12 protein-coding genes and 1 tRNA gene are annotated in these 15,936 nt (G+C 51.0%); 7 read left to right on the top strand and 6 right to left on the bottom strand.

Going from position 1 to position 15,936, the window contains the following annotated elements:
- Nucleotide 1: 1 nt before the first annotated feature.
- Both rnhA and D9N13_RS18270 read right to left on the bottom strand, forming a co-directional pair.
- Nucleotides 2-445, bottom strand: a complete 444-nt coding sequence (rnhA, locus tag D9N13_RS18275; RefSeq protein WP_317622534.1) for a ribonuclease HI — start codon at nt 443-445, stop codon at nt 2-4.
- The gene (locus tag D9N13_RS18270) at nt 442-1,260 is read right to left on the bottom strand and encodes a class I SAM-dependent methyltransferase (protein WP_290592965.1); all 819 of its coding nucleotides are present in this window, start codon (nt 1,258-1,260) and stop codon (nt 442-444) included. Before D9N13_RS18270 ends, rnhA begins: the two co-directional genes overlap by 4 nt.
- A gap of 60 nt (nt 1,261-1,320) precedes the next feature.
- Between D9N13_RS18270 and gloB the strand changes: the two genes are divergently transcribed.
- Together gloB and D9N13_RS18260 are read left to right on the top strand one after the other, a co-directional pair.
- Entirely contained in the window at nt 1,321-2,100 is a 780-nt protein-coding gene (gene gloB, locus D9N13_RS18265) for a hydroxyacylglutathione hydrolase (protein WP_290592964.1), read from the top strand.
- A 206-nt stretch (nt 2,101-2,306) separates the two neighbouring features.
- The gene (locus D9N13_RS18260) at nt 2,307-3,866 is read left to right on the top strand and encodes a LysM peptidoglycan-binding domain-containing protein (protein WP_290592962.1); all 1,560 of its coding nucleotides are present in this window, start codon (nt 2,307-2,309) and stop codon (nt 3,864-3,866) included.
- A gap of 4 nt (nt 3,867-3,870) precedes the next feature.
- Here D9N13_RS18260 and D9N13_RS18255 read toward each other — a convergent pair whose 3' ends face one another.
- Nucleotides 3,871-5,502 carry an HDOD domain-containing protein gene (locus D9N13_RS18255; protein WP_290592960.1) on the bottom strand — a complete coding sequence of 544 codons (1,632 nt, stop codon included), beginning with the start codon at nt 5,500-5,502 and terminating at the stop codon, nt 3,871-3,873.
- A 204-nt stretch (nt 5,503-5,706) separates the two neighbouring features.
- Here D9N13_RS18255 and D9N13_RS18250 point away from each other — a divergent pair, with 204 nt between their 5' ends.
- Genes D9N13_RS18250 through D9N13_RS18230 form a run of 5 tightly spaced genes read left to right on the top strand, consistent with a single transcriptional unit; the run spans nt 5,707 to nt 13,133 of the window.
- A complete protein-coding gene (locus tag D9N13_RS18250) occupies nt 5,707-7,578 on the top strand; it encodes an extracellular solute-binding protein (protein WP_290592958.1) in 1,872 nt (623 codons plus the stop codon).
- A 13-nt stretch (nt 7,579-7,591) separates the two neighbouring features.
- Nucleotides 7,592-9,403, top strand: coding sequence for an extracellular solute-binding protein (locus D9N13_RS18245; protein ID WP_290592956.1), 1,812 nt, complete (start codon nt 7,592-7,594; stop codon nt 9,401-9,403).
- Nucleotides 9,404-9,408: 5 nt separating this feature from the next.
- Nucleotides 9,409-10,494: a microcin C ABC transporter permease YejB gene (locus tag D9N13_RS18240; RefSeq protein ID WP_290592954.1), complete on the top strand. Its 1,086-nt coding sequence runs from the start codon at nt 9,409-9,411 to the stop codon at nt 10,492-10,494.
- A gap of 5 nt (nt 10,495-10,499) precedes the next feature.
- Complete coding sequence (locus D9N13_RS18235) at nt 10,500-11,522, top strand: ABC transporter permease (protein ID WP_290592952.1); 1,023 nt, start codon at nt 10,500-10,502, stop codon at nt 11,520-11,522.
- 12 nt (nt 11,523-11,534) lie between these two features.
- Nucleotides 11,535-13,133, top strand: a complete 1,599-nt coding sequence (locus D9N13_RS18230; protein WP_290592950.1) for an ABC transporter ATP-binding protein — start codon at nt 11,535-11,537, stop codon at nt 13,131-13,133.
- A gap of 48 nt (nt 13,134-13,181) precedes the next feature.
- Here D9N13_RS18230 and D9N13_RS18225 read toward each other — a convergent pair whose 3' ends face one another.
- The 3 genes from D9N13_RS18225 to D9N13_RS18215 form a co-directional block, all read right to left on the bottom strand.
- On the bottom strand, nt 13,182-15,071 hold the full coding sequence (locus D9N13_RS18225) for a SurA N-terminal domain-containing protein (protein ID WP_290592948.1): 1,890 nt from the start codon (nt 15,069-15,071) through the stop codon (nt 13,182-13,184).
- Nucleotides 15,072-15,187: 116 nt separating this feature from the next.
- Nucleotides 15,188-15,264: transfer RNA gene (locus D9N13_RS18220), tRNA-Asp, on the bottom strand.
- Between the two features lie 136 nt (nt 15,265-15,400).
- Entirely contained in the window at nt 15,401-15,676 is a 276-nt protein-coding gene (locus D9N13_RS18215) for an HU family DNA-binding protein (protein ID WP_290579152.1), read from the bottom strand.
- Nucleotides 15,677-15,936 lie beyond the last annotated feature (260 nt).

The raw sequence follows: 15,936 nt of genomic DNA, 5'->3' as shown, positions 1-15,936 counted from the left end.
GTCATCGCCCTAACATCTCATCTATGGCATCGTTGGCCAGTTGGTCCACAATTTCGTTTTCACGGTGGCCGCTGTGCCCTTTTACCCAATGCCACTCCACCTCATGGGCTTCACTGGCCTTATCCAGCGCCTGCCACAGGTCGGCATTTTTGACCGGTTTCTTGGCGGCATTTTTCCAGCCTTTCTTTTTCCAGCCGTGAATCCACTCCGTAATTCCTTTGCGTACGTATTGGGAATCCGTGGTCAGGCTTACCTTACAGGGGCGCTTAAGGCTTTGCAGCGCCATCACTGCGGCCGTCAGTTCCATGCGGTTATTGGTGGTATCCGGTTCCGCACCCTTGAGCGGTTTTTCGTGGCCATTATAGCGCAGCAGTACACCCCAGCCGCCTGGCCCCGGGTTTCCCTTACAGGCACCATCGGTGAAAATTTCAACAAAATCCATTATGACTCCGAACCGCCTCCGGGACTAAACGGTTTGCGGGTTGAGGGTTTGGCGATCCCAGTGATGGGAATATTAACCAATGTTTCTTTTACTGTTTTGAAGCGGGGCTTGATGGGCGTCAGGGTGGAAACCTGCTTGACCGCCACCATCACGTAAACACCACCCCGTTGTTGCCAGATGCGTTGGCCAAGGTACGACAACCAGTTAAATAAATTGCGGGTGCGCCGGTTTGCGGTGGGCAGGCCGAAGGCGGTACTTTCATACCCCTCCACCTGAAAATCCAGAAGCTTGAGCCAATCCGATAAACGATAAGGACTCAAGAAATTTCCGCTCCAGGGCATGCCGGCGGACTGCATCAGTATAAAACGCCCCAACCCCCAAAGACTCCAGGGATTGAACCCCACGATGACAATCTTGCCACCGGGGATGACGGCACGGGAAATTTCCCGTAAGGCACGATGGGGAGCGCTGCTGAAATCCAGGCTGTGATGCAGGATGGCCACATCGATACTCTCTGTGGCCAAGGCCAGATCGTCAAGATGGCTGCACACACAATGGTAGCGACTGGAGTGCTGTGGCTGGTCACAGACGAACAGCTTGTTGTGGATGGTTGAGGCCTCGGCGAGCCACTGGGGTTCACCGATGCCGGTCTGCACCAGATGATACCCAAACAAGGAGGGTAGCACCCGGTCCAGGATGTCCCTCTCCTGCTGCAGCAGCTCCTGACCTAATTCGGTTTTAAACCAGGCACTCAACAATGGATGCACGGATGCACCATGCACTTGTTGAAAGGGTTTGAACAGTCTGGGTAAACTCATGGTAAGCGGGCGTGTCCAATAGTGCTCATCACAATAATCTCGATCAGGTTATCATATTCCATGCTGAATCTTCATCCTGTACCTGCGTTTACCGACAACTACATATGGTGTTTACACGATAATCAATCGGCGTATGTGGTGGACCCGGGCCAGGCCGACCCGGTGTTGGATTACCTGAATGACCGTGCCCTTACCTTACGGGGTATTTTGATTACCCATCATCACTGGGATCATGTATCCGGTATCGAGGCTTTGTTACAGGTGTTTCCCGGTATCCCCGTTTGGGGCCCTGCCCGCGAGGATATTCCGTGCTGTTCCCAACCATTGGCCGAAGGCGATCAGGTGAACCTGGATTGGGGCCTGGTGTTTCGGGTTCTTGAGGTGCCCGGGCATACCCTGGGCCACATCGCTTACTACGCTGAAACCACGCCTTTGGGGCCACTGTTGTTCTGCGGTGATACCCTGTTTTCCTCTGGCTGTGGCCGCCTCTTTGAGGGGACTCCCCAGCAAATGCATCAGTCATTACAGGCGCTCTCCGTGTTGCCTGTTGAAACGCTGGTGTGCTGCACCCACGAATATACCACCGCCAACCTGGCCTTCGCCCAGGCCGTTGAGCCGCAAAACGCCGCAATACAGGAAAGAATCGCCCAGGTGGCGGCCTTGCGTGATCAAAATTTGCCCAGCTTACCCTCCAGCATTGGCCTGGAGCAGGCAGTGAATCCCTTTTTAAGGGTGACGCAGTCAACGGTACTGGAAAGTTTGCAGCAAAAATGCGGTGAACGTCCGGCCACCGAAGTAGAGAGCTTTGCTACACTTCGCCACTGGAAAGATAATTTCTGATTAGCACCACATTGTTTGGTACCACCGTTTTAGTATCACATTGTAAAAAGGGCGCTCATAACCCTGGATTCCGCTGCGAGAGTAGTCAAAGTAGGATTGAAGTATTGAATTTGTTTACGTTGTTCCGCCCCAGACTGGTTATGACCGGTAGTCTTCTTCTAACGCTATGTGCCTGTTCCCTGAACAGCACCCGGCAACCAGAAATCGTGACTTACAGCGCTGATCCATCGCCAATGGCAGAAGATCTGCCCCTGATGAGCAGCGATCCCACCGCCGACTACAGCGGACCTGATTATTTTATACCCGGCGTGTTCGACCAGGTGCCTGACCCCGCCACCGATGGCGACCTGGCAAGTTCGCTGCCATCGGTGTGGGAGATCTATCGCAAACATACCATACTGGATCTTTCAGAGGACAATCCCAGGATCAAAGCACAACGGGACTGGTACGCCAAACACCAATCCTATATTGACCGGGTCACCCGGCGTGCCGAACCCTATCTTTACTACATTATCGAGGAATCCATAAAGCGCGGCCTGCCCAGTGAACTGGCGTTGTTGCCCGTGGTGGAGAGTGCCTACGATCCGTTCGCTTATTCCCATGGCCGGGCGGCGGGTATCTGGCAATTCATTCCCGGCACCGGACGCGCCTTTGGACTCAACCAGACCTGGTGGTATGAAGGTCGCCGCGACATCGTCGCCGCCACCAACGCGGCCATGGATTACCTGGAATCCCTGAACCGCCAGTTTGATGGTGACTGGATGCTGGCATTGGCTTCCTACAATTCCGGCGCGGGCACAGTGCGCAATGCCATTCGCCGCAATAAAAGCAAAGGCAAACCCACGGATTTCTGGTCACTGGATCTACCCAGGGAAACCCGTGCCTATGTGCCCAAATTGATTGCTATTTCGCAGCTGTTTGCTGAGCCGGAAAAGTATGGCCTGACCCTGATTGATTATCCCTATCAGCCTTTCTTTGAAGCCATCGACATCGGCGGGCAACTGGATCTGGCGATGGCGGCCGGCATGGCCGGTATTACCATGGAGGAGTTGTATCGTCTGAATCCCGCTTTTAATCGCTGGGCGACGGATCCCGCCGGGCCCCATCGACTGCTGGTACCGGTTGGAAATGCAGACGCCATGCGTGCGGAGCTGAACAAACTGCCGCCGGAAAAACGGGTGGCCTGGGCCCGATACACAATTCAATCCGGCGATTCGATTTTGTCGATTTCAAAAAAGCACAACATCACGCCGCAACTACTAAAGCAGGTCAATCATCTTAAATCCAACACGATCCGGGCGGGTAAAACGTTATTGATTCCGCAATCTTCCGAACCGCTGGACCACTACAGCCTGAGTGCCGACCAGCGCCTGGAAGCCAAGCAAAACCGCCTGGTAGAAGGTAAACAAAAGACACTCCACAAGGTGAAACCCGGTGAAACGTTCTGGTCTATTTCCAGGCAATATAATATTCACCACCGCACCCTGGCAAAGTGGAACGGGATGGCGCCTACTGACACACTGTCCACCGGAAAAACGCTGGTGATCTGGTCTGCCAAGCCCCAACTGGCAACATCGGGCATGCAAGGGCAGCGCATGCGGAAGATTCGTTACCGGGCCCGCAGCGGCGATTCCTACGCCGGCATCGCCAACCGGTTCAATGTGTCCCTGGGGCAACTAAAACGCTGGAATGATATTGATATTAAAAAATATCTGCAGCCGGGGGATATGCTCACCCTGTATGTGGATGTGGCAAACGCTCCCTGAGCCGTCAGCCCTGATTGGCCGTGAGAGCCAGCCCCGCTTGCTGCGACAACATTGTGAAGCCGGCATATTGCTGGTCGTTTAGCGGCGTCTTCGAATTTGCACAATCGCCATAGAACACACCGATGGGGCGTCGGGAAACGATAATGGGCGCAACAAAATATTCTTGCCACCCCAGTGCCTCTTGTAACGCCTCGGTATGGAGATAGGCGCGGCCGGCCATCAGGCGGGACCCCATCCAGAACTGCTGGGACTGTCGAATGGCGTTGGAAAAGGCGTTTTCTTCCATCAAACCAATCTTCATGCGTGACTTGAACTCCAGTTCAACCTCGCCTTTGAAAAATTTGGGCACCAGTGTCTTTCTATCTTTCGAAACCAGGGACATCACCACCCGCTCCAGGCCAAGGGCATCGCACATTCCACCCATCACCAGGCTCAACATCTGGTTTACGTCCACCTTCTTATCGGCAATGAGCTTATTCAGCTGCTGCATGATGTTCATCTGCAAATGCACATCCTGGACGCCCACCTGAAGCTTGGTTTCCGTATCGTCCCGGTCCAGCACAGGTTGTGGTTCCGGTTGTCGTGTGCCGGTGAGTGCCATCTCGATAAGATCTTCCAGCCCTTCTTCGCCAGCTGCATCGGCGCCATTGGATTCCGCTGAGGCAGCCATGTTAGCTTGCGGTTGTGAGGTTTCACGCACACGGCTTTTTTCACTGCGCAGGGGCACCACCACGGAGCTGCTCTTATGTGGATCCGAGGTGGTTTCCGAGTTGGGTATCAGGTGCCGTACCTTGGATGCCCCATAATGTACCGCCAGATCCTGGGCCATATCCGCCATCTGCTTTACTTCTTCCAGGGCATCCTTGAAGCTGATATTGCGGTATTTAGCGATCTTCTTGATGACGTTTTTCACCGGTTCTGCGTTCCAGCCAAGCATTGCCACCTGACTGAGTTCATCGCCCAGCAACACAGCCTGCGCCGGCTTGCTGGGTAGCTTGGGACGGTTAAGGGCTTCCAGCAGGACATCACCCAATTCCCATTGCCTGGCAAGCTCTATTGATATCTGATCGAAACTGCAGCCAAGCACCTGAACGGCGGCATCGTTGGCGGTCACAGAAGCATCACGCAACAGCATATTCAGCTTGCGGCTAACTTCATCATCCCGCGACAGCATGGATAATTCGGCGAAATGCAGCAGTAAGGTGGAAATGAAGATTTCTTCCTGATCCGGGGTTTTTGCGGAGCGCAGCAAGCCCCTGGCCTGCATTGCCGCATGAAACGAATTGGCGATCTGCGTCATCAGATGCTCGGAGGGATTCTGCTTTAGGATGTTGTCCAGAATCTGCATGGACAGCGAGACATCGCGAATAGTGGTAAACCCAAGCATGACGATGGCCCGGGTAATGGTCTTGATGTTCCCTCCCAGCCCCTTATAGACAACGCTGTTCGAGATCTGCAAGACACGGGAGGTGAGGCTGGGGTCCTTGAGTATCTGTTCAGTCAACTGGGACACCCGTGAGTCGTCTTCAGTGGTGAGCTTGCTCAGCTTCTGCACGGTCTCTGCCAGTGCCGGCATGTGCTCTTTCCCCAGAAATTCCACCCAATCAGCAACGGAGTTTTTTTGTTCCACCAGCATCCCAACTCACTATCCATAGGCCCAACGTACTTGTAAGTCTAGTCACATTCACAGTGATGTGCTTGTTTTGTTTGAAGTTATTGTGTTATCCGGTTATAAAGGTTGAGTGTTATACACCATCTACTGCAAACCCATAATAAAACCAATAGGTTATCTGTCTTTATGGCTGTAAATTCAGTTGCTTATCCTCCTGGCATGGCCACTATGAAGCCCAGATACCGAAAGCAAATAAGGCCACTGTGGGTCATTTTTGCCAGCCTGCTGTGGGTGACCATTCCCGCCGTGGCCACCGCCGACGTTACCGTCGCCCATGCCATCAGTCTCTATGGGCAACCCAAGTACCCGCAAGGTTTTCAGCACTTTGATTACGTCAATCCCAATGCGCCCAAAGGTGGCCGGATCACACTGCCCGCGTTAGGCAGCTTTGACACACTGAACCCCTATGTACTGAAGGGAATCAGCCCCTCCTCTTTCGCCGGCCTGTATGGTATCAGCGAGCTCAGTGAACCCCTCATGGTGGGTACCAGCTATTACCTGGAGTCCGGCGACGAGCCCCAGACAGCCTATTGCCTGATATGTGAATGGGTGGAGTATCCGCCTGACCACAGTTGGATCATCTTTCAGATCAACCCCAAAGCCCGTTTCCATAACGGCACCCGGATCACCGCCAATGATGTGGCCTTCAGCTACCAGCTGCTCACGTCAGATCAGGCACACCCTGCCTTTCACAACAATCTATTAGCAGTTGAGAAGGTTGAGGTGCTCTCGCCCCAGCGGGTTCGATTCCGCTTTAAAGGGCCCTCTGAGCGTTCCAACCTGCTCCGTGTGGGTGAATTGCCCGTCATGTCGGAAGCCCACTGGAAACAACACCCATTTGGTGAATCGTCTGGAACCCCGCAGCCCCTGAGTGGTCCTTACACAGTGAAAGATTTTGTTTTGGGCAATTACATCACCCTGCAACGGGTCGATGATTTTTGGGCTAAAGAGCACCCGGTATACCAGGGTATGTTTAATTTTGACGAAGTGCGATACGACTTTTACCGGGATCGAACGGTGGCCTTCGAGGCCTTCAAATCAGGAGCGGCTGATTTTTGGATGGAGAACGTTTCCAAGAACTGGGCTACTGCCTATGACTTTCCGGATGTGAAGAACGGCACCATCCAAAAAGTCGAACTGCCCCACTCCATTCCATCGGGTACCCAGGCATTTTTCATCAACATGCGTCGGGCCAAATTCCAGGATGTGCGGGTTCGCAAGGCGCTCTCCCTCATGTTCGACTTCCAATGGACCAATAAGAATATCTTTAGTGGCGCCTACACCCGAAATCAGACCCATTTTCCCAATTCGGTGATGGCTGCACGCGGCCTGCCCTCCCCAAGGGAGCGGGACCTGCTCGAGCCTTTCCGACAACAATTGCCGACGGAATTGTTTACTGAAGAGTTTTCCTACCCCGTGTATGATGAACCGGGCAAACTGCGTAAAAATATGAAATTAGCCATGCAGTTGCTCCGGTCAGCTGGTTGGGAGTATCAGAATCAGCGCTTGATCAACAGCCAAAACGGTCAGCATTTTCAATTTGAGATACTGATCAATAGCCCCTCATTTCAGCGGGTATTGCTGCCGTACTCCAAAAACCTGGCCAAAATTGGCATCGAAACTTCGGTCAGAATTGTCGACCGCGCACAGTATAAAGTGAGGCTCGATGATTTCGACTTCGACATGACTGTTTTCGTACTACCGCAGTCGGCCTCACCCGGTCAGGAACAACGGCTTTATTTTCACAGCAGCCAGGCGAACGTGAGAGGCTCAAAAAACCTCTCGGGTATCCAGGATCCCGTGGTGGATGCCATGATTCAGCATATCACCTCCGCCAACACTCATGCAGATCTGGTGGCGGCGGTCAGAGCCATGGATAGAGTTCTTTTATGGAACTACTACTCAATACCACACTGGCATCTGGGGTATCATCGATTGGCTTACAAGAATATTTTTTCCAAACCCCGGAACCCGGCCGATATGTCACTGGCCTTCCAGACCTGGTGGGTGCGTGATACCAAAAATTCAGTAAATCGTTAAGGAAAGCGCATTGATGCTTGAACTCAAAAAACTTGTCACAATGGCCGTTATGGCAGCCTTATCGACGGTGTCGCTCGCCAACGACATCATCTCAAGTCATGGCATTGCCATGCACGGTGACATGAAGTATGCCAAAGATTTTAGCCATTTCGAGTATACCAATCCCGAGGCTCCGAAAGGCGGCACGGCCACGCTGGCTGTGGCCGGCACTTTCGATTCCTTTAATCCGGACATCGTCAAGGGGGATGCCAGCGCTTATGTGGCATTAACCTACGATACCCTTATGGTGCAGGCGCGGGATGAGCCGTTCACCGTCTACGGGCTGGTGGCCGAATCGGTTGAATATCCGGAAGATCGATCCTGGATTATATTCCACATCAATCCGGCTGCCCGCTTCCATGACGGCCATCCCATTACGGCCGAAGACGTGGTGTTCACCTTTAATACCCTGGTGGAAAAAGGCTCACCCTTTTATAGTGCCTATTATGCAGACGTGGTAAAAGTGGAAGCGCTGGATACCCAACGTGTGAAGTTCACCGCCCGTGACGGCAAAAATCGTGAGCTACCCCTGGTGCTGGGGCAATTGAAAGTTCTGCCCAAACACTTTTGGGAGAACCGGGACTTTGGCGAAGCCAATCTTGACCTACCGTTGGGTAGTGGCCCTTACCGTATAAAATCGTTCGAAACCGGCAAGACAATCGTACTGGAGCGTGTTGCCGATTACTGGGCAAAAGATCTCCCGGTACAGAAAGGTATGTATAACTTCGATACTCTTCATGTGGATTACTACCGTGATCAAACCGTTATGCTTGAGGCGTTCAAAAGCGGTCGCTATGACTACCGCGAAGAAAATCAGTCAAAACGCTGGGCCACTGAATACGATGGTGACAAGTTCCAGAGCGGCGAGATTATCAAAAAGGAAATAGTGCACCAGAACCCAACCGGAATGCAGGCGTTTGTCATGAATACTCGCCGTGATCTGTTCAAAGATCCACGAGTACGAAAAGCATTGGACTTGGCCTTCGATTTTGAGTGGACCAACAAACAACTTTTTTACGGGGCCTACAATCGCACAGAAAGTTATTTTTCCAATTCTGAGCTGGCTGCCACCGGCCTTCCATCGGAGGCGGAGCTGGCCTTGCTCGCCCCCTACCGCGAAGACATCCCTGAAGCGGTATTCACAAAAGTCTATTCTTCACCCACAACCGATGGCAGCGGCAATAATCGCAAGAATATTCGCGCTGCCATCAAGTTGTTAAAAGACGCCGGCTGGACCTTTCGCGGAACAGATCTGGTGCATGCCGAAAGCGGTCAGCCGTTTCGATTTGAGATACTGCTCTACAGTAAAGATTTCGAACGCATTGTGTTGCCCTACGTCAAAAACCTTAAAAAACTGGGTATTGAAGCCAGCGCGCGACTCGTGGATTCAACCAACTATATTCGCATCGTTCGTGACTTCGAATTTGACATGATCATCGGCAGTTTTGGGCAGTCCAACTCACCTGGCAATGAGCAGCGGGACTACTGGTTTTCCAAATTTGCCGATCATAAAGGAAGCCGTAATCTGATCGGAGTTAAAGATCCCGTGGTTGACGTTTTAATAGAAGAGATCATCAGCGCGCAAACACGGGACGATCTGGTGGCAGCCTGTCGAGCCCTGGATCGGGTCCTACTCTGGAGTCATTACGTGGTACCGCAGTGGCATATCAACAAACACCGCCTGGCCTATTGGAATAAGTTTGAGCAACCCGCAATTGCTCCCATCTACGGGGATGTGGGATTCTACACCTGGTGGGCCAAGCAACCAAAAGCGAGTGATCAGTAGTCCTTATGCTGGCGTATATAATTCGCAGATTGCTGCTGATTGTGCCCACCCTGTTGGGAATTCTAACCTTGAACTTCGTTATCATTCAGGCGGCTCCCGGCGGTCCGGTTGAACAAATGATTGCACAACTGGAGGGCATTGAGGGCGGGGCTGCCTCCCGTATCGGCGGTGGAGCCCAAAGCGAAGTTCGTACCAATACCGGCAGCAATTCCAACTACCGGGGCTCCCAGGGCCTTGATCCGGAATTAATCGAAAAAATTGAAAAGATGTATGGGTTTGATAAGCCGGCCTGGGAGCGCTTTCTTATCATGGTGAAAAATTACTTTACCCTGGATTTCGGTGACAGTTTTTTTCGCGACAAAAGTGTCATAGAACTGATCAAGGAAAAAATGCCGGTGTCCATTTCCCTGGGATTCTGGTCTACCTTGATCGTGTACCTCATATCGATCCCGCTGGGCATCCGTAAAGCGATAAAACACGGGGAGAGTTTCGATATCTGGACCAGTTCCGTGGTTATCATAGGTAACGCAATCCCCTCTTTTCTGTTCGCTATTTTTCTAATCGTGGTCTTTGCCGGCGGCAGTTATTTTAACGTCTTTCCGCTGCGGGGTTTAACGTCACCCAATTTTGAAGAACTGACGTTGGCCGGAAAAATCCTGGATTATTTCTGGCACCTTGCCTTGCCCATCACCGCATTAGTCATAGGCAGTTTTGCAACACTGACAATGCTGACCAAAAACTCTTTCCTGGATGAAATAGGCAAACAGTATGTGGTCACTGCGAGAGCCAAAGGTTTGACGGAAACACAAGTGCTGTATGGTCACGTTTTTCGTAACGCCATGTTGATCATTATTGCCGGTATACCTGCAGCACTGGTATCCATTTTTTTCACTGGCGCATTTCTCATTGAAGTCATATTCTCACTGGATGGGTTGGGTTTACTCGGTTTTGAATCCATCCTTTCCCGTGACTACCCTGTGATTTTTGGCACGCTTTTCATCTTTACACTGATCTCATTGATCGTGGGGCTAATCAGTGATGTGACCTACACGCTGGTTGATCCCAGAATTGATTTTGAATCCAGGGGATAGCTGCATTGTTTAATTTAACCCCTATAAACCAGCGACGTTTCCAACGGTTCAAATCCAACAAGCGAGGATGGCTATCGCTTTGGCTCTTTCTGTTGTTGTTTTTTGTCACGCTGTTTGCAGAGCTGATTGCCAATGACAAACCCTTGCTGATCAATTACAAAGGACAGTATTACTTTCCTATCGTTAAAACCTATTCAGAGTTGGAATTTGGCGGCGATCTGCCTACCGAAGCCGATTATCGTGACGAGTTTGTGGTGGATCTGATCACCGAACACGGCTGGATGGTTTACCCACCTGTTCGCTTTAGCTATGACACCATAAATTATGATTTATCGACTCCGGCACCCTCTCCTCCGGATCGTGCAAACCTGCTGGGCACAGATGATCAAGGCAGGGATGTATTGGCTCGGTTGATTTATGGCTTCAGAATTTCCGTGTTATTCGGTTTGGCACTGACTATTTTCAGCTCTGTCGCTGGAATAGCGGTAGGCGCAGTACAGGGATACTACGGCGGTAAAACCGACCTCTTCGGCCAGCGCTTTATTGAGATCTGGTCCTCCCTGCCCACGCTGTTTCTACTCATTATCCTATCCAGCATCGTTAAACCCAACTTCTGGTGGTTACTGGGCATCATGTTGTTGTTCAGTTGGATGTCGTTGGTTCCGGTTGTGAGGGCGGAGTTCCTGCGCGGCCGCAACCTGGAATACGTAAAGGCGGCTAAAGCATTGGGGTTGAACGATATCGGCATCATGTACAAGCACATTCTGCCGAATGCCATGGTTGCAACCATCACCTTTATGCCTTTTATTTTAACCGGCTCCATTACCACATTGACTGCACTGGATTTTCTCGGGTTCGGATTACCTCCTGGTTCCCCTTCACTGGGCGAACTGGTGTCGCAGGGGAAATCCAATTTACAGGCACCCTGGTTGGGAATCAGCGCATTCTTTGTGCTGAGTATCATGCTCACCCTGCTGGTTTTTATCGGTGAAGCGTTTCGAGACGCATTTGACCCCCGTGCACATTAACAGGATTGGAAAATGACAAGCGACACCATACTCAGTGTACAGTCGTTATCAGTAGCCTTTCGGCAGGGTGAACAATCAAATCTTGCTGTCGATAACGTAAGCTTCGACCTTAAAAAGGGTGAAACCTTTGCCCTGGTTGGTGAAAGCGGTTCCGGTAAATCAGTTACCGCCATGGCCATTACCAAATTGCTGCCAGAATCCATCACCGAATACAGCTCGGGGAGCGTTATATTTGAAAATGAGAATCTGCTGGACAAAAGCGAATCTCAATTAAGGCAGATTCGAGGCAACCGGATCGGCATGATTTTTCAGGAGCCTTTGACAGCATTAAATCCTCTACACACCGTACAGAAACAGATCGGAGAGATTCTACGAATTCACCGGGGGCTCAACGGCAAGCCGGCAACAACAAGAATCATTGAGCTACTGGGTTTGGTGGGCATACCAGACCCCGCAAGTCGATTGGGTGCCTACCCGCACCAACTGTCCGGTGGTCAACGTCAACGTGTGATGATCGCCATGGCATTGGCGAACGAACCGGATATTCTGATCGCCGACGAACCTACCACCGCCCTGGATGTCACCATTCAGAAGCAGGTGCTTTTGCTGTTGCAGGAATTGCAACAGAAGCTGGGTATGACGGTACTGCTGATTACCCACGACCTGGGTGTAGTACGGCGCTATGCACACCGTGTGGGTGTAATGACCCGGGGTAAACTGGTAGAAGTGGCCGACTCAGAAGTTCTTTTTACAAATCCACAGCATGCTTACACTAGGGCATTACTTGATGCCGAACCCAAAGGGTTACCGGTGAACGCCCGGCAGGACGTTACCGCGATCATGAAAGTGGATTCGCTGAGGGTATGGTTTCCGGTAAAAAAAGGCGTGTTCAAACACACGGTGGGTTACATCAAAGCTGTGGACGATATCAGTTTTACCATCAAAAGAGGGCATACCCTTGGCATCGTCGGGGAAAGTGGCTCAGGTAAAACAACGCTGGTGCAGGCGCTTCTAAAACTCACTGGCAGCAGCGGTTCAATTCTGTTTAACGATCAGGATCTGCAACCTTTGAATTCCACTGAGGTTCGCCCTTTGCGCAAAAAGATGCAAATTGTGTTTCAGGATCCTTTCAGCAGCCTATCTCCGCGGATGAGCATAGAGGAAATCGTCGCGGAAGGTTTGGTCATTCACGATATCGGCACCGCTGCGGAACGGGCCGACAGAGTCAAGCAGGCGCTTGCCGAAGTGGGCCTGGACCCAGAGATGCGCCACCGTTTTCCCCATGAGTTTTCAGGTGGTCAACGGCAGCGAATAGCGGTGGCGCGAGCCCTTATTCTTGACCCTGAGCTCATTGTGCTGGATGAGCCCACTTCCGCCCTTGATCGATCAATTCAGGCGCAACTCATGGATCTATTACGCTCCTTGCAGGACAAGCATGGGTTTTCCTATATTTTCATCAGCCACGATTTAAAGGTCGTTAAGACCATAGCCCACGATGTTTTGGTGCTAAAAGAGGGCAAGGCTCTTGAGTATGGACCCGCGAAATCTGTATTTGAGGCGCCGCAACACCCATATACAGTGGAACTGCTGGAGTCGGCGTTTGCCATATAGAAAAGCCGGCGTAGTGCCGGCTTTTCTATTCAGTCATATCTGAGGTCACTAGCGCATTTCTATCTCTGCGCTGTCTTTTAACGAAGCAACGTAATTATTGAAATCCTGATTTCCAAACTGCTGTGAAGCGGATGATTTCGCCTGCATAATTTCGGTTTCGCTTAGATCAAACTCACCTTCAATTACTTTATTCAGCACTACAATTTCCTGGTCCCCACTGGGAAGCGAAACCTTCTTCGCGCTGATGGTTGATTCCGTTGGCTTTGGCATCTCATAGGCTGTGGAAATTACGGAACGCGACACATCTCCACTCTGCCGTGTAATCTCGACGTTTTCCTTCCACTCAAGATCAAACTCCTCTGCAATTGCAGCAAGCTCTGAGCCGGCCTTCAGCTTCTCAACTATCTGTTCGGCTTTGTCCTGAGCGAGCTGACGCATTTTCTGTTGCAGCAACGCGGAACTGACCTGGGCACGCACCTCTTCCAGAGATTGGTCACGGGCCGGCTGATGCTCAGCCAGACGTAGTACTGCCACTTTATTGTCCGGCAGCTCAACAACTTCACTGTTGTGACCTTCGTTCAACACCGTATCCGAGAAAGCTGCTGCGATAAAGTCACTGTCAGCCGCCACCCCGGATCCACCACGGGCAGTGAAAAAGTCTGTGGTCTCAACAGGCGATTCGTAGTCTTCTGAAATAATCTGCAGATCACCTGATTCATAGGCTTTTCGGCTAATATCATCGATTGCCACATCAAGCTTCTCCCGCGCCAGGTCCTGCTTTAACTCTGCTACCAGTTCCGCTTTCTTTTCATCGAAAGGCACTGCCTCGGGTTTTTCTATTCCGGTTAACTTGATGAGGTGGTAACCGAACTCAGTCTTCACAATATCTGACGTATCACCTTCTGACTGGAGTGCAAACAGAGCATCTTCGAAGGCACCGTCGTAAAGGCCCCGACCGGCAAAATCCAAATCACCGCCTGCAGGGGCTGTTGCGATATCATCAGAGTATTCGTTTGCCAGTGCCTCGAATGACTCCCCGGCCTGCAATTTTTCCTGCACTTCGGTTATGCGTTCCAGCGCTTCCTGCTCTGAGCGATCATCATTAATCTCCACCAGAACATGAGATGCCCTGCGCCGTTCCTGGGCATCCAGTGACTTCACATATTCATCATAGGCAGACACAATGTCTGCCTCTTCCACCTTAATATCAGCAGCAAAGTCATCCAGACCTATAGTCACGTAATGAACCTTAACCTTTTCTTCCGTGCGATATTGCCGTTGATTGGCCTGATAATAGTCTTCGATTTCCTCTTCTGTTAACTCAATACTGTCTTTCAACGGGGCCGCTTTTAACGTGGAGAAACTGACAACCCGTTTCTGGTCATTGAGCTTAACCACATGTTCCAATTCAGGCTTGGTAATGAAAGCGGTTTTGCCGATCCCAGACTGCAATTGCTCCAATACCATGCTTTCCTGCACAGCATCAAAGAGCCGTGCCTTGCTGAAGTTGGCCTGCACCAGCAGAGTTTCCAATTTGTCGTTGGAGAATTCACCCGACTCATCCTGGAACTGGGGCAATGAGCGCACGTAGGATTTCACCAGATTGCTGGATACCGCCAGGCCTTCCTTCTCTGACGCCTGACGAATGAGTTCTTTCTGAATCAGGCCTTCCACGACGCGCGGACGCAACATGTCATCGGTCAGGAAAGAGTCATCAATGTTGCCGCCCATCTGTTGTTTCAGGTTACGACGTTGATTCTCAATGCCCCGATTCACTTCGATTTTGGATATTTCCACCCCATTGACTGTAAACGCCACATCCTGGCTGCCGCTGGAATTGAAAATGCCTTCTATTCCGAAGAATGCGAATGGCAGGATGAAGATGACAAGCAAAAGCTTACCCAACCATCCTTTCAGCAAATTACGAAACTGCTGCATGATCTTTTAGCTCCAAAAGGGGTTCCCTGAAAATAAAAAGAGAAGCGTATCATAGATGCGCTTCTCTTCAATCTTAACTTCAGGCAACAACCACAGAAAAAGGACTACTTTGATAATGGCGGAGCGGACGGGACTCGAACCCGCGACCCCCGGCGTGACAGGCCGGTATTCTAACCAACTGAACTACCGCTCCATTGACCTGTAAACAATTAAATAATTTAGCGTAAAAATTAGCCAAACTGAAATGCTCTGGGTGACCTTGCCTGGTCCATTTAATCGTTGTTATTGTGATTCTTCCTGACTACTTTTCCAACAGCCGGACACGCTCATCAGCCGTTGACAGCATCCTTGAGCGCTTTACCTGGTTTGAAAGTAGGAATTTTTGCCGCTGGAATTTCAATCGGCTGACCAGTCTGAGGATTACGTCCACTGCGTGCAGCTCGGTCTTTAACGGCAAAGGTGCCGAAACCAACAAGAACTACCTGATCATTTTGCTGCAGCGCACCGGTTACGGTATCAATTACAGCGTCCAGTGCACGACCAGCTTGAGCTTTAGGAATATCGGCAGAAGCGGCAATAGCGTCGATCAATTCAGATTTGTTCACAAGACTCCCCTTTTAAAAGAATAATGTCTGCGGATTTGACCAAGAATCTTGGCTCTATTTTGGTGAAAACGTTCGGCCTTAGGACCGTCTGAGGCCCCGTCTCTTGTGGCGGAGCAACTTTATACCAACTGCTAAAAAGGGCTGTCAAGCGCGCCTCTCTCGCTGCAGAGAAATAATTTTTTTCAAGTCATTTTTCCGGCATTCTTATCTTATTTTTTTGGGAAAGATAGTGAGTTAATAACCACGTCAAGGGATGAAGT

The organism is Ketobacter sp. GenoA1 (assembly GCF_003671475.1).
GTDB lineage: Bacteria > Pseudomonadota > Gammaproteobacteria > Pseudomonadales > Ketobacteraceae > Ketobacter.
The sequence above is the reverse complement of the archived record's forward strand: the minus strand, read 5'-3'. Positions and strand labels throughout refer to the sequence as shown.